This is a genomic window from Pseudomonas sp. H1_A03, assembly GCF_054685145.1.
This window is the reverse complement of the sequence record NZ_CP162829.1, coordinates 434,316-455,447: the sequence shown is the minus strand read 5'-3', so window position 1 is coordinate 455,447 and position 21,132 is coordinate 434,316. Positions and strand designations below refer to the sequence as shown.

Annotated in this window: 19 protein-coding genes; 13 read left to right on the top strand and 6 right to left on the bottom strand. The window is 61.4% G+C overall.

The features are described from left to right. Positions 1 to 32 precede the first annotated feature (32 nt). The 3 genes from AB4O35_RS02080 to AB4O35_RS02070 are packed head-to-tail and all read left to right on the top strand — an operon-like array spanning position 33 to position 2,109. Positions 33 to 602, top strand: coding sequence for a GNAT family N-acetyltransferase (locus tag AB4O35_RS02080; protein WP_065873649.1), 570 nt, complete (start codon positions 33 to 35; stop codon positions 600 to 602). A 41-nt stretch (positions 603 to 643) separates the two neighbouring features. Beyond that, positions 644 to 1,513, top strand: coding sequence for an acyl-CoA thioesterase II (tesB, locus tag AB4O35_RS02075; protein WP_065873648.1), 870 nt, complete (start codon positions 644 to 646; stop codon positions 1,511 to 1,513). Then, positions 1,510 to 2,109, top strand: a complete 600-nt coding sequence (locus tag AB4O35_RS02070; protein WP_065873647.1) for an HAD family hydrolase — start codon at positions 1,510 to 1,512, stop codon at positions 2,107 to 2,109. Before tesB ends, AB4O35_RS02070 begins: the two co-directional genes overlap by 4 nt. 29 nt (positions 2,110 to 2,138) lie before the next feature. On the opposite strand, the gene AB4O35_RS02065 is transcribed toward AB4O35_RS02070, so the two are convergent. Genes AB4O35_RS02065 through AB4O35_RS02055 form a run of 3 tightly spaced genes read right to left on the bottom strand, consistent with a single transcriptional unit; the run spans position 2,139 to position 4,460 of the window. After that, the gene (locus AB4O35_RS02065) at positions 2,139 to 3,113 is read right to left on the bottom strand and encodes a hypothetical protein (RefSeq protein WP_065873646.1); all 975 of its coding nucleotides are present in this window, start codon (positions 3,111 to 3,113) and stop codon (positions 2,139 to 2,141) included. Next, a complete protein-coding gene (gene ypfJ / locus AB4O35_RS02060) occupies positions 3,114 to 4,001 on the bottom strand; it encodes a KPN_02809 family neutral zinc metallopeptidase (protein ID WP_460149495.1) in 888 nt (295 codons plus the stop codon). 45 nt (positions 4,002 to 4,046) lie between these two features. Then, the gene (locus AB4O35_RS02055; RefSeq protein WP_049711418.1) at positions 4,047 to 4,460 is read right to left on the bottom strand and encodes a membrane lipoprotein lipid attachment site-containing protein; all 414 of its coding nucleotides are present in this window, start codon (positions 4,458 to 4,460) and stop codon (positions 4,047 to 4,049) included. A gap of 199 nt (positions 4,461 to 4,659) precedes the next feature. Between AB4O35_RS02055 and AB4O35_RS02050 the strand changes: the two genes are divergently transcribed. Continuing rightward, positions 4,660 to 5,538, top strand: coding sequence for a DMT family transporter (locus AB4O35_RS02050; RefSeq protein WP_065880391.1), 879 nt, complete (start codon positions 4,660 to 4,662; stop codon positions 5,536 to 5,538). 1 nt (position 5,539) lies between these two features. Here AB4O35_RS02050 and AB4O35_RS02045 read toward each other — a convergent pair whose 3' ends face one another. Then, entirely contained in the window at positions 5,540 to 6,874 is a 1,335-nt protein-coding gene (locus tag AB4O35_RS02045; protein WP_065873643.1) for an MFS transporter, read from the bottom strand. A gap of 210 nt (positions 6,875 to 7,084) precedes the next feature. Between AB4O35_RS02045 and quiC the strand changes: the two genes are divergently transcribed. Both quiC and AB4O35_RS02035 read left to right on the top strand, forming a co-directional pair. Continuing rightward, a complete protein-coding gene (quiC, locus tag AB4O35_RS02040) occupies positions 7,085 to 8,986 on the top strand; it encodes a 3-dehydroshikimate dehydratase QuiC (RefSeq protein ID WP_460149494.1) in 1,902 nt (633 codons plus the stop codon). A 77-nt stretch (positions 8,987 to 9,063) separates the two neighbouring features. Next, positions 9,064 to 9,705, top strand: a complete 642-nt coding sequence (locus AB4O35_RS02035) for a TetR/AcrR family transcriptional regulator (RefSeq protein WP_049711422.1) — start codon at positions 9,064 to 9,066, stop codon at positions 9,703 to 9,705. Positions 9,706 to 9,843: 138 nt separating this feature from the next. Here AB4O35_RS02035 and AB4O35_RS02030 read toward each other — a convergent pair whose 3' ends face one another. Both AB4O35_RS02030 and aroQ read right to left on the bottom strand, forming a co-directional pair. Then, on the bottom strand, positions 9,844 to 10,698 hold the full coding sequence (locus tag AB4O35_RS02030; protein WP_460149492.1) for a shikimate dehydrogenase: 855 nt from the start codon (positions 10,696 to 10,698) through the stop codon (positions 9,844 to 9,846). Further along, entirely contained in the window at positions 10,695 to 11,144 is a 450-nt protein-coding gene (gene aroQ / locus AB4O35_RS02025; RefSeq protein ID WP_065873640.1) for a type II 3-dehydroquinate dehydratase, read from the bottom strand. The genes AB4O35_RS02030 and aroQ overlap by 4 nt, the downstream gene beginning before the upstream one ends. A 206-nt stretch (positions 11,145 to 11,350) precedes the next feature. On the opposite strand from aroQ, the gene AB4O35_RS02020 reads away from it, so the two are divergent. The 7 genes from AB4O35_RS02020 (at position 11,351) to AB4O35_RS01990 (ending at position 21,115) form a co-directional block, all read left to right on the top strand. Next, positions 11,351 to 11,872 carry an RNA polymerase sigma factor gene (locus AB4O35_RS02020; protein ID WP_049711425.1) on the top strand — a complete coding sequence of 174 codons (522 nt, stop codon included), beginning with the start codon at positions 11,351 to 11,353 and terminating at the stop codon, positions 11,870 to 11,872. Positions 11,873 to 11,935: 63 nt separating this feature from the next. After that, complete coding sequence (locus AB4O35_RS02015; RefSeq protein WP_460149491.1) at positions 11,936 to 12,934, top strand: FecR family protein; 999 nt, start codon at positions 11,936 to 11,938, stop codon at positions 12,932 to 12,934. Positions 12,935 to 13,081: 147 nt separating this feature from the next. Continuing rightward, the gene (locus tag AB4O35_RS02010; RefSeq protein ID WP_065945494.1) at positions 13,082 to 15,841 is read left to right on the top strand and encodes a TonB-dependent receptor; all 2,760 of its coding nucleotides are present in this window, start codon (positions 13,082 to 13,084) and stop codon (positions 15,839 to 15,841) included. A 104-nt stretch (positions 15,842 to 15,945) separates the two neighbouring features. After that, positions 15,946 to 16,569, top strand: a complete 624-nt coding sequence (locus AB4O35_RS02005) for a heme acquisition protein HasA (protein ID WP_049711428.1) — start codon at positions 15,946 to 15,948, stop codon at positions 16,567 to 16,569. Positions 16,570 to 16,743: 174 nt separating this feature from the next. Next, complete coding sequence (locus AB4O35_RS02000; protein WP_065875360.1) at positions 16,744 to 18,480, top strand: type I secretion system permease/ATPase; 1,737 nt, start codon at positions 16,744 to 16,746, stop codon at positions 18,478 to 18,480. Then, the gene (locus AB4O35_RS01995; RefSeq protein ID WP_065945493.1) at positions 18,477 to 19,802 is read left to right on the top strand and encodes an HlyD family type I secretion periplasmic adaptor subunit; all 1,326 of its coding nucleotides are present in this window, start codon (positions 18,477 to 18,479) and stop codon (positions 19,800 to 19,802) included. Before AB4O35_RS02000 ends, AB4O35_RS01995 begins: the two co-directional genes overlap by 4 nt. Then, on the top strand, positions 19,799 to 21,115 hold the full coding sequence (locus AB4O35_RS01990; RefSeq protein ID WP_065945492.1) for a TolC family outer membrane protein: 1,317 nt from the start codon (positions 19,799 to 19,801) through the stop codon (positions 21,113 to 21,115). Before AB4O35_RS01995 ends, AB4O35_RS01990 begins: the two co-directional genes overlap by 4 nt. Positions 21,116 to 21,132 lie beyond the last annotated feature (17 nt).

Sequence of the window (21,132 nt, the reverse complement as noted above, 5' to 3'; positions counted from 1 at the left end):
TACACTCAAGCACATGGCAAGGGAGGGGACCCATGGAGCCGATACTCGAATTGGAAAGCGCACGGCTGGTGCTGCGCCAATGGCGCGACAGCGACCTGCTGGAGTTTGCGCGCATGTGCGCCGACTCGCAGGTGATGCGCTATTTCCCGGCTAAATTGAGCCACCTGGAAAGCGCCGCGCTGATTGGCCGTATTCGCGGTCACTTTGCCGAATATGGCTTCGGTTTCTGGGCCTTGGAGCGCAAAGACACCGGCGAATTCATCGGCTTGACCGGGCTGCAGCATGTCAGCTTTGAGGCAGGGTTCACCCCGGCTGTGGAGATCGGCTGGCGCCTGGCCCGCGAACACTGGGGCCTGGGTTACGCCAGCGAGGCGGCGTGGACAGCACTGCGCTGCGGTTTCGACCGCTTGCAGCTGGACGAAATCATTGCCTTCACCACGGAATCCAATCTGCCATCACAAAAAGTCATGCAGGCCATCGGTATGCATTACGATCCCCAGGCAGATTTTGAACACCCCAAGGTCGCAGCCGATGACCCGCTGCGCCATCATGTTTTGTATCGCATCACCCGCGCCCAATGGTTGGACACGCTGCACGGATAAGCAGCCCGGAATGCCCTATCGATTGTTGTAGGAGTTGCTCTATGAGCCAAGTATTGGAAGATCTGGTGGACTTGCTGACCCTGGAGCCGATCGAGGAAAACCTCTTTCGCGGCCGCAGCCAGGACCTGGGTTTTCGCCAACTGTTCGGCGGCCAGGTGCTCGGCCAATCGCTGTCGGCCGCGAGCCAGACCGTAGAAGAAGCGCGGCACGTGCATTCCCTGCATGGTTACTTCCTGCGTCCTGGTGATGCGGCGTTGCCGGTGGTGTATTCGGTGGACCGCGTGCGCGACGGCGGCAGTTTCAGCACACGCCGGGTGACGGCGATTCAGAAGGGCCACCCGATCTTCACCTGTACCACCTCGTTCCAGTACGACGAACAAGGCTTCGACCATCAGACCACCATGCCCGTAGTGGTCGGCCCGGAAAACTTGCCGTCCGAGCTTGAGCTGACCAAACAGCGTGCGCACTTGATCCCCGAGCATATGCGCGACAAGTTGCTGTGCCCCAAGCCGATCGAAGTGCGCCCGGTCACCGAAAAAGACCCGTTCAACCCGCAGCCATCCGACCCGGTCAAGTACGTGTGGTTTCGTGCCGACGGCGCGTTGGCCGACGCGCCGGCGCTGCATAAGTACCTGCTGGCCTACGCCTCTGACTTCGGCCTGTTGACCACCTCGTTGCTGCCCCATGGCAAGACCGTGTGGCAGAAAGACATGCAGGTCGCCAGCCTCGACCATGCGCTGTGGTTTCACGCTGACCTGCGCGCCGATGACTGGTTGCTGTACGCCATGGACAGCCCGTGGGCCGGCAATTCCCGTGGGTTCTCCCGGGGCAGCGTGTACAACCGCGCCGGGCAACTGGTGGCCTCGGTGACCCAGGAAGGCTTGATTCGCCATCGCAAGGACTGGGCATGAGCCTGGCGGACGTTAAGCACTGGGTGTTCGACATGGATGGCACGCTGACGGTGGCCGTGCATGATTTTGCGGCCATTCGGGTGGCCCTGGAGATCCCGCCCGAGGACGATATTCTCACGCATCTGGCGGCGTTGCCCGCGGATGAGGCGGCGGCCAAGCATGCCTGGCTGCTGGAGCATGAGCGCGAGTTGGCGCTGGGTTCGGTCGCCGCAGATGGCGCGGTTGAGTTGGTGCGCGAACTGGCCGGGCGGGGCTATCGGCTGGGCATCCTGACCCGCAATGCGCAGGAGTTGGCCCACGTTACGTTGGAGGCGATCGGCCTGGCGGACTGTTTTGCCATCGAGGATGTGCTGGGGCGTGATGATGCGCCGCCGAAGCCGGACCCGGGTGGTTTGCTGAAACTGGCGGTAGCCTGGGATGTCGCGCCGAGCGAGATGGTGATGGTCGGCGATTACCGCTTCGACCTGGATTGTGGCCGAGCGGCAGGTGCGCGGACGGTGTTGGTTAACGTGCCGGAAAACCCGTGGCCGGAGTTGGCGGATTGGCATGCCGAGGATTGTGCGGCGCTGCGCCGGATGATCCAGCCCAGACAATAGAGATCAAATGTGGGCTTCTTCAGGGGGGGTTATTGGAACAGTACCTTCTGGCCCTCCGGCGACGTAAACATCCCATCCCCGTTATGCCCCACTCCAGGCACTTCCACCAACCTGTGGCCCAACTGCGGATGCCGCTGCTGGAGGTAGTCAAAATAGTTGTGCCCGCGAATCAGGCGATACGCGCCTTGGGTCTCGGCTTCACAGCTTTTATCCAGTGCCGGGTGGTTTGGGTCGGTGTCCTGCTGGCCCAGTAGATAGGTAACGTTGCGTGACACATAAACCCGCTCAAGCTGTTCGGCACTCTGGCCCTTGGCGTAGGCCGGCAAGTGTTGCATGCCATATTTCCAGTCGTCGAAGCCTGGGCAGTTGGCCGCGTCGAACTTCAGCGGGCGCTGTGGGCTGAAGTAGGCGTAGGAAGACGGATTGGCCACCACATAGCGCAAGCGGATGCCTTCGGTCAGGAGGGTAGGGTGTTCGTGCCCGGTGAGGGCGAAACGCTGCACCACTTGGCCGCCGCCGGAGTGGCCAGCCACCACAATTTCTTTCAGCGCCGGGAACAGCGTGCGATTGCCCAGGTGCTTGATGATCTGGTCGAGGGCGCCGTACGAGCTGACCTGGCCAGGGCCGGTCGAGGACTCGCCGGCCATCCAATCATTGCCCTTCCAGCGCAGTACCTGGTTGTCCAAGTGGTTGCGCTTCACGTCGAACTCATTCAGAAACTGCGGCGCTATCACCAGCGTATGGGCAGCTTGGCCTGCGTGTTCGGCGGCGTCTTCACCGCTTTGCAGGTAAGTCTGCGCGTTACGCAGGCGACCATGCACGATGATCAACGCACGGGTGACCTGGGGCAGCGGCTGGCGCCAGTCCTGGCTCACGCCGACGCTGAGGTCACCGGCATCCAGGTGAAAACGATCGGGACTCACGACGTTGACGCCATGTTCCGCGGCCAAGGTGGTAGAGCAGGCCAGCATCAAACCCAACAGCAATCCCAATCGTTTAGTCATCTAGAGACTCTTGGCCGTAAACGTATCGCATTGATTGATCTGGCCCTGGGCGAAGCCAGTCTTGAACCAGCGTACCCGCTGTGCCGAGGTGCCGTGGGTAAACGAGTCCGGTACTACACGGCCCTGACCCTGTTGCTGCAAGCGGTCGTCGCCAATCGCGTTGGCCGCATTCAGCGCTTCTTCAATGTCGCCGGGCTCCAGCCAGTTCAAGCGCTTTTGCGCACGGTTGGCCCACACCCCGGCGAAGCAGTCGGCTTGCAGTTCCTGACGGACCAGCAGGCCTCCGTCGCCTTCCATTTGCCGGCCCAGTTGGCGCGCGGCCTGGATTTTCGACGAGATGCCGAGCAACGTCTGCACGTGGTGCCCGACTTCGTGGGCGATCACATACGCCTGGGCAAAGTCGCCGGCGGCCTGGAAACGTTGCGACATTTCCCGGAAAAACTCCAGGTCCAGGTACACCTGCTGGTCAGCCGGGCAATAAAACGGACCGCTGGCCGAGGTGGCGCCACCGCAGGCCGAATTCACCCGGCCACGGAACAGGATCAGTTTCGGATTCTTGTAGGCCAACCCGTTTTCCTGGAACACCTGGCCCCAGGTGTCTTCGGTATCGCCCAGGACGGCCCGCACAAAATCGGCTTGCTCATCGTTGGCCGGCGGCGCCTGGCGCGATTGGGTGCTCACTGACGGTGCCTGTTCCATCTGGCCGGTCAACTGACCGAGGATCTGCATCGGGTCCTGGCCGGTCAGCCAGCCGATGCCGACGATCAGCACAATCGCCGTCAGGCTCAGGCCTTTGCCGCCACCAAAGCGCATGCCGCCCCCACCGCCGCCGCCGTCACTGCGGGCATCCACCACGTTGTCGCTGCGTCGGCCTTTTTTCCATAGCATGTGGGCAATCCTCTGGGTGATGACAGTGTTTGATTATGGTCGTTATTAGCGGCAATAGCCTTCGCCGGTATCGACAATCAGGCAGTCCTTTTTATCCGCGAGCCATTTCAGCCCGGTGGCGGCACCGTCGCCAGCCCGCAATAGCTGTGGACCGTCGGGGCGGGTGAAGGCGATGCCGTCTTCGGCGGCTTCACCCTTGAAGGTGCCCGAGTCATCGGCGTCCAGGCCGTATTGCATGGTGAGGATGTAATGACCACGGCCAATGCTGTCGTCCTTGGCGATGGTCAGGTTGAGGCCTTCGACGCCGATCCACTTGCCGACCCATTTGTCGGTGGGCGGGGTCTCTGGCACCAGGGTGGCCTGCACCGAAGCCGGGGCAGGTTTGGGTGCTTCCTTCGCTTCCTGATTGCAAGCGGTGAGCAGGGCAAGGGCAGACAGAACAAAGAGGGTTTTTTTCATAGCGGCAGGGCCTTGGTTAAAAAGTGTGCAACACGGCAATCAACGTGCAGCGTTGGACTCGAATCCCGTGATTTAGTGCGCTGTTCGCACGGTGTTTGGTTATGCTCTTGGGGCAGACTCCGGCCCGGCTGCTAGATTACCGGGTTGAGCGCTATTTCATTCAGTGCTCCGTGTTCAGCCCGTCACGCAAGAGAATTCAATGACCGTCAGTACTCCTCTATCCGGCGTCAACCATCCTTTCAAGGGCATCCTGCTGATTGTGCTGGCGACGTTCCTGTTCTCCAGCCACGACGCCTTGTCCAAATACTTGGCGGGGTTCTACCCCGTCGTGATGGTGGTGTGGGCGCGTTACCTGGTGCATACCTTGTTGATGGCCGGCATCTTCCTGCCGCAATCAGGCCTGCGTGTATTGCGCAGTAAACGACCGGGGATGCAGGTGGTGCGGGCGCTGTGCCTGCTGGGCACCAGCCTGTTTTTCACTGCGGCGCTGCATTACATCCCGCTGGCGGAAGCCACGGCGGTGAACTTCCTCGCGCCGATCCTGGTGACGGCGCTCTCGGTGCCTCTGCTCGGCGAGCACGTGACGCGCGGCCAGTGGCTGGCGGTCATCTGCGGGTTTGTCGGCGTGCTGATCATTATCCACCCCGGCGGCGAGCTGTTTACCCCGGCCGTATTGCTGCCGCTGTGTTCGGCGCTGTTCTTCTGCTTCTACCAACTGCTCACGCGCATCCTGAGTAAATTCGACACCCCCACCACCAGCAACTTTTTCGCCGGCCTGTGCAATACCTTGGTGATGAGTGCGATGGTGCCGTTCTTCTGGCAGGTCCCGACGCTGTGGCATGGCGTGTTGATGCTGGCCCTGGGTACCTGCGGGATGACTGCGCACTTGATGCTGACCCAGGCGTTCCGCTTCGCGGCGCCGGCCTTGTTGGCGCCGTTCGGCTATTGCCAGATCGTATTCGCGGGGTTGTTGGGCTGGCTGGTGTTCAACCATACCCCCGACTTGACCACGGTGGTCGGCATCGGGGTGATCTGCATGAGCGGGCTGGCCGCTGCCTGGCAGCAGCGGCGCAGGTAGATCAGACGTCTACGGTAGGAATCTTGCGCGGCGCCATGAAGTACATCCAGGTCAGCGCAATGAAGTACATCGCCGGGATCAGCGTGAACAACACGGTGTAGTTATTGTTGGTCACGGTAAGGATGTGGCCGACGATCTGAGTCATGAACATGCCGCCGATGGCCGCGCACATGCCGCCGAAACCAAACACCGTGCTCATCATGTGCTTGGGCGTGTAGTCCATCACCAGGCTCCAGATGTTGGCAGTCCAGGCCTGATGCGCGCCAATCGCCAGGGAGATGGCAAACACGGCGACCCACAGCTGGCTGGAGCCGGCAGCCATGATCACGCCGACGATGCAGCAGGCAAACAGCAGCATCGACAGCAGCCGCGCCTTGATCGAGTTCATGCCACGGCCGATCAGGAACGACGACAGAATCCCGCCTCCCACGCTGCCGAAGTCGGCAGTCAGGTAAATGATGATCAGCGGGATGCCCATCTGGGTGACGTTGATGCCCAGGTTGTATTGCTGGTTCAGGAACGGCGGCAGCCAGTACAGGTAGAACCAGAACACTGGCGCGGTCAGCGCATAGGCGATGGCGAAGGCCCAGGTGCCGCGCATGCGCAGGATACGGCTGAAGGGTACGCCGGGTTGTTCCGGTTCGACTTCCCGTTGCACGTAGTCCAATTCGGATTGTTTAACCGTCGGATGGTCTTCCGGGTTGTAGTACTTCAAGCCCCAGAACACCAGCCAGATCGCGCCCAGTGACGCCATGCACAGGAACGCTGCCTGCCAGCCCCACACGTGCAGGATCAACGGCAACAGCATCGGTGTCATCATCGCGCCCACGTTGGTGCCGGCGTTGAAGATACCGGTCGCCACCGCACGCTCACCGGCCGGGAACCACAGGCGCGTGGTTTTGACGCACGCGGGGTAGTTGGCGGCTTCGGTCAGCCCGAGGATAAAGCGGCACACCATAAAGCCGACCGCCGAAGTGGCCAGGCCGTGGGCGCCCGTCGCCAGGCTCCACAGCAATACCGCGCAGAAGAACACGCGTTTCACGCCCACGCGGTCGATCAGTCGGCCCTGCAGCACAAAGCCGATGGCGTAGCCGACCTGGAACCAGAAGTTGATGTTGGCGTAGTCCATCGCCGTCCAGCTCATCTCTTTGGCGAGGATCGGCTGCATGACGCCCAGCGCGGCGCGGTCGATGTAGTTCAGGGTGGTGGCGAAAAACACCAGGGCCAGCATGCCCCAGCGCGTTTTGCCCACGGCCAGGGCGCCGCGGATCTTGTCGCCGATGCCGGCGTGCGGGGTGCCTGGGCGCGCGGCCAGGGCGGAATTTTGCAGAGGCATGAGGTCGTACCCGTTTTTTGAAATTTTTATGGTGTGTTCTGGGTCTGTTGCGTCATCGATGGTGCGCAGTGGCTAAAAAATCGTCAATTCGCCAAACCGGCATAGTGTTCGATAATCGCACCAAAAACTAACCGGTTCGTACATTTTAATTGCTGCGTGTAGGCTGGGGGCGAATAATTTGCTGCAAACAACAATTGCCGGGAGTCGCCCATGCAACGTTCCATCGCCACTGTTTCCTTGAGCGGCACCCTGCCGGAAAAGCTCGAAGCCATTGCCGCCGCCGGGTTTGATGGGGTCGAAATCTTCGAGAACGACTTGTTGTACTACGACGGCAGCCCCCGTGAAGTCAGGCAGATGTGCGCCGACCTCGGCATTGCCATCACCTTGTTCCAGCCGTTTCGCGACTTTGAAGGCTGCCGCCGTGACCGGCTGGCGCGCAACCTGGAACGGGCCGAACGTAAGTTCGACTTGATGCAGGAGCTGGGCACCGACCTGGTGCTAGTGTGCAGCAATGCGTCGGCTGATTGCGTGGGGGATGAGCGCATTTTGCTCGATGACCTGAGCCTGTTGGCCGAACACGCCGGCCGCCGTGGCCTGCGCATCGGCTATGAAGCACTGGCCTGGGGCAAGCATGTGAACACGTGGCAACAGGTGTGGAACCTGGTGCGCCAGGTTGATCACCCAAACTTGGGCGTGCTGCTCGACAGCTTCCACACCTTGTCCCTGAAAGGCGACCCGAGTGGCATCGCCGAGATCCCCGGCGACAAGATCTTCTTTGTGCAGATGGCCGACGCGCCGATCCTGGCCATGGACGTATTGGAATGGAGCCGACATTTCCGCTGCTTCCCCGGCCAGGGCGAGTTCGACCTGGCGGGGTTCCTCGCGCCGATCATCAAGAGTGGCTACACCGGGCCACTCTCCCTGGAAATCTTCAACGATGGCTTCCGCGCTGCGCCCACCCGTGCTAATGCGGCGGATGGCCTGCGCTCCTTGCTGTACCTGGAGGAGAAAACCCGCGAACGCCTGAAGCAGGAAGCACCGGCGCAACCGGTCGAGATTTTGTTTGATACCCCGGCCGCCAGCGAATACGACGGTATCGAATTCCTTGAATTCGCTGTCGATGAAAGCCTCGGCGCCAAGCTGACGCACTGGCTGGAACGCCTGGGCTTCGTCAAGGCCGGGCAGCATCGCTCCAAGAGCGTGAGCCTGCTGCGCCAGGGTGATATCAACCTGATCCTCAACTGCGAACCCTATTCTTTTGCCCACAACTTTTTCGAGGCCCACGGGCCGTCGTTGTGTGCCACCGCGATCCGGGTCAAGGACAGCGCCAAGGCGCTGGAGCGCGCGGTGGCCTACAAGGGCCAGCCGTATCGCGGCCTGGTCGGGCCTAACGAGTTGGAATTGGCCGCGGTGCGCGCACCGGATGGCAGCCTGATTTACCTGGTGGACCCAAGTGAAGGCACGCTGTACGACACCGACTTCAACCTGCAAACCGCTTCGACCACCAGCGGCGGCCTGTTGCGCATTGACCATATGGCGATGGCCCTGCCGGCCGACAGCCTCGACAGTTGGGTGCTGTTCTACAAGAGCCTGCTGGATTTCGAGGCCGATGATGAAGTGGTGCTGCCCGATCCTTACGGCCTGGTGAAAAGCCGCGCATTGCGCAGCCGGTGCAGCTCGATTCGCCTGCCGCTGAACATCTCCGAGAACCGCAATACCGCCATTTCCCATGCCCTGTCGAGCTATCGCGGCTCGGGAGTGCACCACATTGCCTTCGATTGCGCAGATATTTTCGCCGAAGTGAGCCGCGCCAAGGAGGCGGGGGTGCCGCTGCTGGATATCCCGCTCAACTATTACGATGACCTGGCGGCACGTTTCGACTTTGACGAGGAGTTCCTCAGCGAGCTGGCGTATTACAACGTGCTGTACGACCGCGACGCTCAGGGCGGTGAGTTGTTTCACGTGTACACCGAACCCTTTGAAGGGCGGTTTTTCTTCGAGATCATCCAACGCAAGAACGGCTATGCCGGCTACGGTGCGGCCAATGTGGCGGTGCGCTTGGCGGCAATGGCCAAATCGCGCAGCGGTGCGGTTCGCCAGGCGCGTTTATAACGGCAGGCCGGCGCTTTCTTTCAGGCAGCATCGCGGCCCATAATCACGGCCTGCACAACACTGGCCGTGAGCGCACCATGACCTCCGAGGCACCCCGCAAGAGTCGTAAGAACAACCCGGAAAAGACCCGCGAGAACATACTCCAGGAAGCCATTGTGGAGTTTGTCCAGCAGGGCCTTTCCGGCGCTCGCGTGGATGCAATCGCCGAGCGCATCCACACCTCCAAGCGCATGATCTATTACTACTTCGGCAGCAAGGAGCAGTTGTACGTCGAGGTGCTGGAAAAGCTCTACGGCGACATTCGCACCACCGAAACCCAGATGAACCTCACCGCGCTGGAACCGCGCGAAGCGATCCGTCGGCTGGTGGAATTTACCTTTGATCACCACGACCAGAACGTGGATTTCGTGCGCATTGTCAGCATCGAAAATATCCACAATGCCGAATACGTGAAGCGCTCGGATGCGATCAAGGCGATGAACAGCAACATTCTCGAAGCGCTGGGCGCGACGTTGCGTCGCGGGGCTGAGATGGGGGTGTTTCGCGAAGGGCTGGAGCCGCTGGATGTGCATTTGCTGATCAACTCGTTCAGCTTTTACCGTGTGTCCAACCGCCATACGTTCAGCGAGATCTTTCAGATTGAGTTGTCGGATGAAGCGATTAAACAGCGGCATCGGGACATGATTTGTGACTCGGTGATGCGCTATTTGCAGGCTTGAGAGCGCGCGACTCTCAAGGCTGAAATGCAATCCCTGTGGGAGCGGGCTTGCTCGCGAATGCGGTGGATCAGTTAACACATTGAGTGACTGACACACCGCCTTCGCGAGCAAGCCCGCTCCCACATTTGGATTCGGTTACTACAGTGAAATGTTCATGCTCTGGAAGTGCGCCAACATCCGGTCTGCATCCGGCACCTCCCCACTGAACAACTCAAACGCCTTCACCGCCTGAAACACCGCCATGTTGCCGCCATCCAGCGTGCGGCAGCCCAAGGCGCGGGCGTCGCGCAGCAGCTCGGTCTCGAGTGGGAAATACACGATTTCCGCGACCCATAACTCAGTGCGCAACAGAGCGACCGGCACCGGTGTGCCGGGCAGCTTGGCCATGCCCATCGGCGTGGTATTGACCACGCCGTCGGCCTCGGCCATCGCGTTCTCCAAGTGGTTGCCGACCTGGGCCCGGCCAGCACCGAAACGTTGCGTGAGGTTATCCACAAGGTCGCGGGCGCGATTGGCGTCCACGTCGAAAATGCTCAACTGTTCCACACCTTCCGCCAACAGCGCGTGGGCCACCGCCGCACCCGCACCGCCAGCGCCCATCTGCACCACACGTTGGCGCGCGACATCATTCAAGTTGCGCCGAAACCCTTCGGCGAACCCCAGGCAATCAGTGTTGTGGCCGATGCGTTTGCCGTTCTTGAACACCACCGTGTTGACCGCTCCGATGCCGCGAGCCTCGTCGGACAGTTCATCGAGCAGCGGCAGGATCGCCTGCTTGCAGGGGTAAGTAATGTTCAGCCCGGTGAAGTGCATCAGCTCGGCGGCGTGCAGCAGGTCGGGCAGGGCGTTGATGTCCAAGTGCAAGGGCTCAAGGTCGATCAAGCGATACAGGTAGCGCAGGCCTTGGGCATCACCTTCCTGTTCGTGCAGGGCCGGTGTGCGGGAAGCCTGGATGCCGGCGCCGATCAGGCCAGCGAGGATGCGCGGTTTCATCGGGCCGACCCTTTGAGCAGATGGCTGAAATGTTCCAGGGCCAGGTGGTAGCCATGGCTGCCGAACCCCGCCAGCACCGCCTTGGCGATGGGCGACACAAAGGAGTGATGGCGGAACGCTTCACGGGCATGCACGTTGGACAAGTGCACCTCGATCACCGGCACTTCACTGGCTACCAGCGCGTCGCGAATGGCTACGGAGGTGTGGGTCCAGGCCGCCGGGTTGATCACGATACCGGCGCAACGGGCGCGGGCGCCGTGGATCCACTCGAGCAGTTCGCCTTCGTGGTTGGTCTGGCGAAATTCGATTTTCAGCCCGAGCTGTTCGGCGCTGCGGCCACACAGCGCGGCGACGTCGGCGAGGGTTTCATGGCCGTAAGTGGCGGGCTCGCGGGTGCCGAGCAAGTTGAGGTTGGGGCCGTTGAGCACCAGCACGATGGGCGGCATTGAGGGTTTCTCCACAGTTCTTGTTAGTTGTGTGGATAAAATGTACTGGTTAGTTAATTTGGTCAATTGATGGCGGCGGATGTGTTCGATAATCGAACCGTTAATCAGACCTTTCGTACAGTTGAATCAGATTAGATATCAATTGAAAATCATTCTCGACAACGCTTAAGATGCCGCCTGTTTCCTTAACATTCCAGGGAGTCGGTTTGTCGGACGTGGATCTCAAAGGCCTGTTTCTCAAGCACGCCGATACCCTGCGCGGGTATCTGGCACGCAAGGTACGGGACCCGCAGTTGGCCGCAGACCTGGTGCAGGAGAGCTTCCTGCGCCTGGCGGAAAAACCGGCCGGCGAGCGCATCGACAATTCCCAGGGCTATCTCTATCGGACGGCGAGCAATCTGCTGATCGACCATATTCGCCAGGAAGCGCGGCGCAAGACAGACTCCGTGCCCCATGAGGCGTTGGCCGAGATTGAAGATGAAGTGGCCGGGTTGGAGGCTCAGGCAATGGCGCAGCAACAGCGACAGGCATTGAAGCAGGCACTGGCGGAGTTGCCGGAGCGCACCCAGCAGATTTTCCGTCTCAACCGCATCGAAGGCATGACCCACGCCCAGGTCGCGCGGCACCTGGACATCTCTGACAGCTCCGTGCAAAAGCACCTGGCCAAGGCCTTGGCCTACGTGATGCAGCGTTTGCAGGACGGCGAGGGGGTGCCATCCGACGAATGAGTTACTGAAATACGCTAGGTCAGACGTCACAGCGTTATATAACGAAAAATTCGAGATTCACACGTGAATAGCCAGGGTCCGCAACAGCACAGCATTACCGAGGCGGCCGCCGAGTGGGCGGTGCGCTTGCACGCCGGTGCCCTGACCGACCAGGAGCAAGCCGAGCTGCGGCATTGGATCGCCTGCGACAGTCGCCACGAAGCGGCACTGCGTTTTGCCGAACAGACGTGGGCGGCATTGGGCGAGGTGCATAAGGAAGAACCGGTGCATCGCCAGCGGCCCTCCGCAGCCACGCTGCCGGTGCGCCGCTCCACGCGGCGCAGGCCATGGCACCGCGCGGCGGCCGTCGCGCTGGTTGTGGTGGCGGCGGGCGTCGGCTGGGTGCGCGGCCCGGACATGTTGCTGCGCATGCAAGCCGATTACATCACCCAGAAAGGCGAAATGCGCACCGTGCACCTGGCCGATGGCAGCAAGGTCGAGTTGGATTCCGCCAGTGCCATCCGCCTGGACTATGACGGCGTACAACGGCGCATCAGCCTGATCCAGGGCGCGGCGATTTTTGACGTGGCGCCGATGGTGGGCGGGGAAAACCGGCCCTTCGTGGTGCAGAGCGCCGGGGGGCAAACCCGGGCCCTGGGCACGCGGTTTGTGGTGGGGCGCGAGGGCGATAGCCAGGCCTGGGTCGGCATGCTGCAGCACAGTGTCGAGGTTTCCCTGCAAGCCACGCCGAAAAAGGGTGCGGCCGACAGGGTGCTCAAGGAAGGCCAGGCCGCACGCTACAGCCCTCAGGAAGGCATCGTGCCCCTGGATCAATTCGATGTAGAGCGCGCCACCAGTTGGCGACGCGGCGTATTGATTTTTGATCGCCAGCCCCTGGCCAACGTCATCGAGCAACTTAATCGCTACCGCCCTGGGCGCATCGTGCTGACAGACGCGCAACTGGGCGAACGCGAAGTCAGCGGCGTGTTTCGCCTCGACATGCTCGACACCGCCCTCGCCACCCTCACCCAGGAACTGCACGTGCAACGCTTGGACCTGGCAGGCCTCAGCCTGATCTATTGAATACCCGGTGGGAGGCCTTCTCCCACCCGCCGAACACCCCTTCTTAAAAACTTTCGAAAAAACTTACTGACTTCCTGCGCGCCGCACGTCTTGCTAGGTGAGAAGCATTCTCACAAACAAAAACGCTTAGCGCAGGGAACAACAGAAATGTCAGCACTCAACAAGGGGCGCGCAACCGGTAGCCGGTTAGCCCTGGCCATCCACTTGGGACTGTTCGCGATAACGGCACCCGTGTATGCCGCGCAGCCTCAGGCAGGTAACGCCGCCCAGCCCGCCGTGTTGATGTTCGATGTTCCTGCGCAACCTCTGGGCGTCGCCGTACTGGCCTTTGCCGACCAAGCCGGCCTGCAAGTGCTGTTTGACAGCCAGCGCCTGCGCGGCTTGAGCAGCACCGCACTCAAGGGCCGCTTCAGCGTGCAGGAAGGGCTGGGCCGTTTGCTGGGCGCTGCGCCAGTGGAGTATCGCTTTACCAGCGACCGCCAGGTCACCCTTAGCCGCGTCAGCGACGACCATGACGGCGCCATGACGGTGGGCACCACCACCATTACTGGCAACACCCACGGCCAGGCCAGCGACTGGGTGTACCAGAGCCCAAAGTCCGTGGCCGTGATCAGCCGTGACATGATCGATAAACGCCCGCCCCGTCACGCCGCCGACATGCTTGAAGAAACCGCCGGGGTCTACACCGCCGTCAACCAGCGCGACCCTGGGTTGTCGGTGAATATTCGCGGCGTGCAGGACTACGGCCGCGTCAACATGAACATCGACGGCATGCGCCAGAACTTCAACGTCAACGGCCACCAGCAACGCAACGGCACAATGCTGATCGATCCGGAGTTCGTCTCCAGCATCCAGATCGACAAGGGCAGCCAGTCGGGGCAGGGCGGTGCGGCGGTGTTGGGCGGTATTGCGTCGTTCAAGACGTTGCACGCCAGCGAGTTTCTCAAGGACGGCAAAGAATACGGCGGGCGAGTTCGCGCTGGCAGCGGCATCGGTGAACTGGGCAACGGCACCGACTTCAACGGCAGTGGCGTGTTTGCCTTCGGTGATGAGCGCGGCGATGTCATGCTGGGGTACAGCGAGCGCCACTTCGGTAACTACCGTGGCGGCAAGCGCAACGCGGATAACCTGGGCACTAACATGCGGGCCAGAAAGTACGCCCCGGTAGCCTTTGACGACTGGTTGAACAGCGAGGTCGGCGACACCGGCAGCGTGACCCGCTCGCAGATCGTCAAGCTTGGCCTGAACCTGCCCAACGATCAGCGCGTGCAGTTGAGCTACCTGGAAAGCGACGCCGACAGTAACGATGCCTGGGGCTACATCGCCGATGACCTTCAGAGCACCTACTACCTGCGTACCAGCAAAAACAACCTCAACGCGAAAAATGTCGCGCTGGACTACAGCTACAGCCCGGATAACCCGCTGATAGATTTCAAGGCCAAGCTGTATTTCGTCACCACCCAACTGGATCGCGCCAACGCACCCAATACGGCGTCCGTGAGTTCCGGCAACTACACCCCGGGCTACACCGACCATTTCCAGACCGACACCTGGGGCCTGCAAGGCGAAAACACGTCGCGCTTTGACCTGGGCCGCGTGGGGCACGTGAGTTGGAGCTATGGCCTGGAGATGTATCAAGACAGGTTCAAGCCCAGCACCAACAAGGTTGAATCGAGCAATACGGTCGCCAGCGGTTCATTGCCCTACACCCCCAGTGCAGACCCGGAAGGCAAGCGCACCATCGCCAGCCTGTTCAACACCCTCCAATACGACTATGACGATTGGCTGACCGTGGATGCCGGCCTGCGTTACGACCGCTATCGGCTGGAAGGCGTTACGGGGATGACGCTCTGGAAGCGCGACCGTTTTTACTCAAGCTCGGTAGGCGCCAAGCGCGTCGAGGACATTTTCGATATTGATCGTGAGCAGGGGCAGTTCTCTCCGACCTTTGGTATCGGCATCAAGCCCGGGCTCGACTGGCTGCAACTGTATGCCCGCTGGGGCAAAGGCTGGCGCCCGCCGGCCGTGACGGAAACCTTCATGAGCGGCCGCCCGCACGGTGGCGGTTCGGGTGAGCGCGTGTTTCCCAACCCCTACCTCAAGCCCGAAGAGTCCCGCGATTGGGAAGTGGGGATGAACGTGTTCAAGGAGTCGTTGTTTTTCAATGACGACCGACTGGGCATCAAGGTGGCGTACTTCGACACCAAGATTAAGAACTTCACCTTCCTCAATACCAGCGTGAGTTTGCCGGAAACCTCCGTGGGCGGTTTCAACGGGATCATGGCGTACACCAATAACCTCAATGACACCCGGTTCAGAGGCCTTGAGTACCAATTCAACTACGACATGGGCCGGGCTTACACCAACCTCAGCTACACCCACATGATCGGCACGAATGAGTTCTGCTCGAAGAACTATTACATGGGCGGTGCGAAGAAGAACGGGCCGTCAACCACCGTGATCGAGACGTACGTGCGCCCCAACGGCACGATTGGGCGAAGGCCTGTCACTAGATATGAAGTGCTGGATGACGACGTCGCCAACAGCAAGGAAAGCTGCGGCCGAATCATGGGCAACGCCACGTATACGCCGGCGGATCGGGGTTCAGTGACGGTGGGGGCACGCTTCCTGGAGAAGCGCCTGGATACCGGCGTTCGTGTTCGCTACAGCTCCGGTAATGGGGAAAACCTGAATAACCAGGGTTACCAGTTCATCGACCAGGCCATGTGGCCCAAGTACACCGTGTATGACCTCTACGCCAGTTACTGGATGACCGATCAATTAAATATCGCGCTGGCGTTGGAGAACGCCACGGACGAGGCGTATTTCGTCGCCATGGGCGATGCCAACAACCTGAGCCTGGCGCGCGGGCGCACGCTGAGCGGAATGCTCGAATACACATTCTGATCCGGTGCGCAGGCACTGGATCCACCCACGGTTTTGCCCAGGGTTGGGCAAAAAGTGCGCACCTGCGTACTGATCAATAGCGCTGTTTATAACGAGGTTTAGTGATGACTATTTCTGTTAGTTACGAGTCGTACCTGGGCACTACGTCGCTGTCCGACTACCTGACGGACTGGGCCATAGGTTTCGCCACCGCAGGTCATGGCACCGGTAACACCGGCGGTTTCAGCAACGGCACCTTCAGTGGCGATCAGTATTCGACGCATGGCGCCAACAACTCCGACTACGCGTTTATCGCCGACAGCAACACCAGCAACGGCCTGCACTATGTGTTCAACCCGGCCTTGCCGGCCAGCAGCAACCTGAACCACTACCTGTGGGGCAACCTGGATAACGTCGAACTGGGCACGGGCCTGACCGGCGGCGCAGGCAGCGATTTTGACCTGAGTGCCTACAAGGTGGCGTTCAACGGTCTCGACCTGTTTGCCGCCGAAGGTGCAGGCCGCACCGGCAACGAAGTGCAGAGCGTGATCTACGGCTTGATGCAAGGCAACACGTCGGCATTGGAAACCGTGCTCAACGACCTGCTGGACGATTTCGGTCTGTCCACCGCCAGCACCTTTGACGAAGTCAGCGCTGGGCTGGCTGCACACGCGGCCACCGCTGCCACCACCGACGTCGCGCTGGTGGGCGTGCAAGACGTTGCGCAGGACTGGGCCCTCGCGGCCTGAACCTCTGCTGCATGAAAAAAGCGAATGGAAGATCGCTCTCCCATTCGTCGCATTACACCGCTGTCGCCTAAGCCTTCTAATTCTTCGGGCGGCGGCGGTGCCGGAATTCTGCGCAGCGTCGTATCGCCTGTCAACGCGGCGACGCTGCGCGCCCAACCCCATGAGAATCCCCAGATGCGCCACGCCGGCAACGAAACCCTGGCCGCCCTCGCGGCCTATAAAAGTGGCTTCTTCAACATCGGCCTGTTCTCGGCGGTGATCAACCTGCTGATGCTCGCCCCGGCGCTTTACATGCTGCAGGTGTACGACCGGGTGTTGGCCTCGGGCAATCAGATGACCCTGTTGATGCTGACGCTGATGATCCTCGGCCTGTTCGGCCTGATGGGCGCGTTGGAATGGGTGCGCAGCCAGGTGGTGATCCGCCTCGGCACGCAGATGGACATGCGCTTGAACCAGCGGGTGTACGACGCTGCGTTCGAAGCGCAACTCAAGGGCGGCACCCAGGCGGCGGGGCAGGCGCTGCATGACCTGACCACCCTGCGCCAGTTCGCTACCGGCCAGGCGTTGTTCGCGTTTTTTGATGCGCCGTGGTTTCCGGTGTACCTGTTGGTGATCTTCCTGTTTCACCCCTGGCTCGGCCTGCTGGCGCTGGTAGGGGCGGTGGTGTTGATTGTGCTGGCGTGGGTCAACCATCACGTCAGCCAGGCGCCGATGGCCCTGGCCAGCCAACTGTCCATCAGTGCCAGCCAGCAGGCCACGGCCAACCTGCGCAATGCCGACACCATCGAAGCCATGGGCATGCTCGCTACGTTGCGCGGGCGTTGGTTCGGCCAGCATCAGGCGTTCCTGGCGCAGCAGAACCTGGCCAGCGAAAAGACCGCGACCGTCACCGCCTGGTCCAAGGGCGTGCGCCTGGCATTGCAGTCTTTGGTGCTGGGCCTGGGCGCCTTGCTGGCGGTGCAGGGCGATATCACGCCGGGGATGATGATTGCCGGCTCGATTCTGATGGGCCGCGTGCTCAGCCCGATCGACCAGTTGATTGGCGTGTGGAAACAGTGGGGCTCGGCGCGCCTGGCGTTTGATCGGCTGTCACAGATGCTGGAGGCGAATCCCGCACGGCCGGAACGCATGAGCCTGCCGGTGCCCAAAGGCCAACTGAGCGTGGAGCAAATCAGCGCCTGCGCGCCCGGCAGCCGTCGGCCGGCGCTGGCCAACCTGGGTTTTAACTTGGCGGCGGGCGACGTGCTGGGGGTGATCGGGCCGTCGGGCTGCGGTAAATCCACCTTGGCCCGAATACTGGTGGGCGCCTGGGCACCCTTGGCCGGCAAGGTGCGGCTGGACGGCGCCGACCTGGCTTTGTGGGACAAACAGCAGTTGGGGCCGCACATCGGTTACCTGCCGCAAGACATCCAATTGTTTGCCGGCAGCCTCGCGGAAAACATCGCGCGGTTTGCCGAGGTTGACGCGGAGAAGGTTCTGGCTGCCGCGCAAATGGCCGGCGTGCATGAGCTGATCCTGCAACTGCCCCAAGGCTACGAGACGCAACTGGGCGAGGGCGGCGCGGGCTTGTCCGGTGGCCAGAAGCAACGCGTCGCGCTGGCCCGTGCGCTGTACGGTCTGCCCGCGCTGATCGTGCTGGACGAACCCAACGCGAACCTCGACGAAGTGGGCGAGCAGGCCTTGCTCCAGGCCATCGCCCAGCTCAAGCAACAGCGCCGCACTGTGGTCCTGATCACCCACAAGCCCAATGTGCTGAGCCTGACTGATCAATTGCTGATCCTCAAGGAAGGCCAATTGCAGGCCTACGGGCCGACGGCGCGGGTGTTGGAGGCACGGCAGAAACCGGCAGCGAACAAGCCGGTGTCGACCATGAGCATGAGCTACCGCCTCGGTGAAGGAAAACAGGCATGAGCCAGAGCAAACCTGTGTTGATCGGCGACGCCCCAAACAACGTGCTGGCGCTGGATGACAAAAAATACTCACGCCTGGGCTGGCTGTTGGTACTCGGCGGTTTTGCCGGGTTCCTCGGTTGGGCGGCATTGGCGCCACTCGATAAAGGCGTGGCGGTCCCGGGCAAGGTCATGGTCTCAGGCCATCGCAAGACCGTGCAGCACCCGGCCGGTGGCATCGTTGAACGTATCGAGGTGCGCGACGGTGATGTGGTCAACGCGGGCCAAGTGCTGCTGCGCTTGAAGGAAACCCCGTTGCGCGGACAGATGCAGTCCCTGCGCAGCCAGTATTTGGCGTCCCTGGCCAGCGAAGCGCGCTTGAGTGCCGAAAGCGAAGGGTTGTCGGCGATCACCTTCGGCCTTGAACTGCTCAACGATCCTGAGGCGGCGAGCACCCTGAACCTGCAACGGCAGCTGTTCAATAGCCGCGCCCAGGCCTTGGCAACCGAGCAACAAGGCCTGCGCGAAACCATCGCCGGGGCCGAGGCGCAGTTGCGCGGTACGCGGGATTCGCAAGCGAGCAAGGTCCAGCAGCGCGCGGCGTTGAATGAGCAACTGCAAGGCCTGCGCGAGTTGGCACGTGACGGCTACATTCCGCGCAACCGCCTGCTCGACAGCGAACGCCTGTACTCACAAATCGATGGCGCCATCGCCGAGGACTACGGCCGTATCGGCCAATTGCAACGCCAGGTCCTCGAGCTGCGCTTGCGCATTCGCCAGCTCGGCGAAGACTTCCAGAAAGACCTGCGCGGCCAGTTGGCCGAGACCCGCACCCGCAGCGACGACCTGCGCAATCGCCTGGCCTCGGCCGAGTTCGAACTGGCCAACAGCCTGGTACGCGCCCCCGCCTCTGGTGTGGTGGTGGGGTTGGACGTGTACACCGAAGGCGGCGTGATCAAGCCCGGCCAGGCACTGATGGACATCGTGCCGCAAGGCGAACCGTTGCTGGTCGAAGCGCGGGTGCCAGTGCAGATGGTCGACAAGGTGCATCCGGGCTTGCCGGTGGAGTTGCTGTTCTCGGCATTCAACCAGTCCACCACGCCACGGGTGGCCGGCGAGGTGACGCTGGTTTCTGCCGACCGCCAGGTCGATGAGCGCACCGACGAACCGTATTACACACTGCGCGCCCAGGTCAGCGCGGCCGGCATGCAGCAGCTCGACGGTGCACGGATACGCCCTGGCATGCCGGTGGAAACCTTCGTCAAGACCGGTGAGCGCTCGATGCTCAACTACCTGTTCAAACCCCTGCTGGACCGGACCCATATGGCCCTGGTGGAAGAATGAAGGCGCTGCTGTTTACCTTGTGTTTCGGTTGTACCTCGGCGGCACATGCCTTGGGTTTACTGGATGCCTACGACTTGGCCCTGCGCAATGATCCGACTTTTCAGGCGGCCATACAGGAACGTGAAGCCGGTGAAGAGAATCGCGTGATCGGCCGTGCGGCGTTGTTGCCCAACTTGTCGTGGAGCTATAACAACTCGCGCAATGAGTCTGAAGTGACGGCGGGTGATGTCACCAGCGACCGTGACTACCGCAGCTATGCATCGACCCTGACCTTGCAGCAGCCATTACTGGATTACGAGGCCTATGCGCGTTTTCGCCAGGGCACCGCCCAGGCGTTGATGGCTGACGAGCGCTTTCGCGGAAAGAGCCAGGAACTGGCCGTGCGCGTGCTCAGCGCTTACAGCCAGGCGTTGCTGGCGCAGGAGCGCATTGAGTTGAGCCGGGCGCAGAAACGCGCGTTTGCCGAGCGCTTGCAACTCAATGATCGCCTGCTCAAGGGCGGCGAAGGCACACGCACGGATGTGCTGGAAACCCAGGCGCGCCTGAGCCTGGCGCAGGCTGAAGAAATCGAAGCCCAGGACGCTCAGGACAGCGCCTTGCGCGAGCTGGAAGCCATCGTCGGCCAACCTTTACAGATCGAACAGCTGGCGCCGCTGACCCGCCAATTCGATATCCCGCCCCTGGAGCCGAACCGTTTCGAAACCTGGCGCGAAATGGCCATGGCTAATAACCCTGAGCTTAAATCCCAGCACCACGCCCTGGACGTGGCGTCCTATGAAGTGGAGCGCAAACGTGCAGGCCACCTGCCCAAGGTCAGCCTGTACGCCACCAGTCGCCAGACCAGCTCTGACTCGGAAAGCAGCTACAACCAAAAGTACGACACCAACAGTGTCGGCATTCAGGTCAGCCTGCCACTGTTTGCCGGCGGCGGGGTGTCGGCTTCCACCCGCCAGGCGGCGAACCAGCTGTCCCAGGCCCAGTATGAGCTGGACGCGCAAACCTCGGCGACACTGGTGGAGTTGCGTAAGCAGTTCAACCTCAATACCAGCGGCGCGGCCAAAGTGCGTGCCTATGAAATGGCCGTCAGCTCCGCCACCGCCCTGGTTACCGCGACTAAAAAGAGCGTCACCGGCGGTGAGCGGGTCAACCTTGATGTACTCGACGCCGAGCAACAACTCTTCACCGCCCGTCGCGATTTGGCGAATGCGCGGCATGCGTATCTGCTGGCGAGGATTCAGCTGAAGTATTACGCGGGGTTGCTGAGTGAGCAGGATTTGCGCGCGCTGGCGGGGTATTTCCAGCCGTCGGCATGAGTGGTTACAACCCGGTA

Excerpts from the sequence above, each read along its gene's own strand:
- AB4O35_RS02050 (WP_065880391.1), top strand. The coding sequence starts at position 4,660 with ATGACCGTCAGTACTCCTCTATCCGGCGTCAACCATCCTTTCAAGGGC.
- AB4O35_RS01995 (WP_065945493.1), top strand. The coding sequence starts at position 18,477 with ATGAGCCAGAGCAAACCTGTGTTGATCGGCGACGCCCCAAACAACGTG.
- AB4O35_RS01990 (WP_065945492.1), top strand. The coding sequence starts at position 19,799 with ATGAAGGCGCTGCTGTTTACCTTGTGTTTCGGTTGTACCTCGGCGGCA.
- quiC (WP_460149494.1), top strand. The coding sequence starts at position 7,085 with ATGCAACGTTCCATCGCCACTGTTTCCTTGAGCGGCACCCTGCCGGAA.
- AB4O35_RS02045 (WP_065873643.1), bottom strand. The coding sequence starts at position 6,874 with ATGCCTCTGCAAAATTCCGCCCTGGCCGCGCGCCCAGGCACCCCGCAC.
- AB4O35_RS02055 (WP_049711418.1), bottom strand. The coding sequence starts at position 4,460 with ATGAAAAAAACCCTCTTTGTTCTGTCTGCCCTTGCCCTGCTCACCGCT.
- AB4O35_RS02000 (WP_065875360.1), top strand. The coding sequence starts at position 16,744 with ATGCGCCACGCCGGCAACGAAACCCTGGCCGCCCTCGCGGCCTATAAA.
- AB4O35_RS02065 (WP_065873646.1), bottom strand. The coding sequence starts at position 3,113 with ATGACTAAACGATTGGGATTGCTGTTGGGTTTGATGCTGGCCTGCTCT.
- AB4O35_RS02080 (WP_065873649.1), top strand. The coding sequence starts at position 33 with ATGGAGCCGATACTCGAATTGGAAAGCGCACGGCTGGTGCTGCGCCAA.
- ypfJ (WP_460149495.1), bottom strand. The coding sequence starts at position 4,001 with ATGCTATGGAAAAAAGGCCGACGCAGCGACAACGTGGTGGATGCCCGC.
- AB4O35_RS02030 (WP_460149492.1), bottom strand. The coding sequence starts at position 10,698 with ATGAAACCGCGCATCCTCGCTGGCCTGATCGGCGCCGGCATCCAGGCT.
- AB4O35_RS02070 (WP_065873647.1), top strand. The coding sequence starts at position 1,510 with ATGAGCCTGGCGGACGTTAAGCACTGGGTGTTCGACATGGATGGCACG.
- tesB (WP_065873648.1), top strand. The coding sequence starts at position 644 with ATGAGCCAAGTATTGGAAGATCTGGTGGACTTGCTGACCCTGGAGCCG.
- aroQ (WP_065873640.1), bottom strand. The coding sequence starts at position 11,144 with ATGCCGCCCATCGTGCTGGTGCTCAACGGCCCCAACCTCAACTTGCTC.
- AB4O35_RS02035 (WP_049711422.1), top strand. The coding sequence starts at position 9,064 with ATGACCTCCGAGGCACCCCGCAAGAGTCGTAAGAACAACCCGGAAAAG.
- AB4O35_RS02005 (WP_049711428.1), top strand. The coding sequence starts at position 15,946 with ATGACTATTTCTGTTAGTTACGAGTCGTACCTGGGCACTACGTCGCTG.
- AB4O35_RS02010 (WP_065945494.1), top strand. The coding sequence starts at position 13,082 with ATGTCAGCACTCAACAAGGGGCGCGCAACCGGTAGCCGGTTAGCCCTG.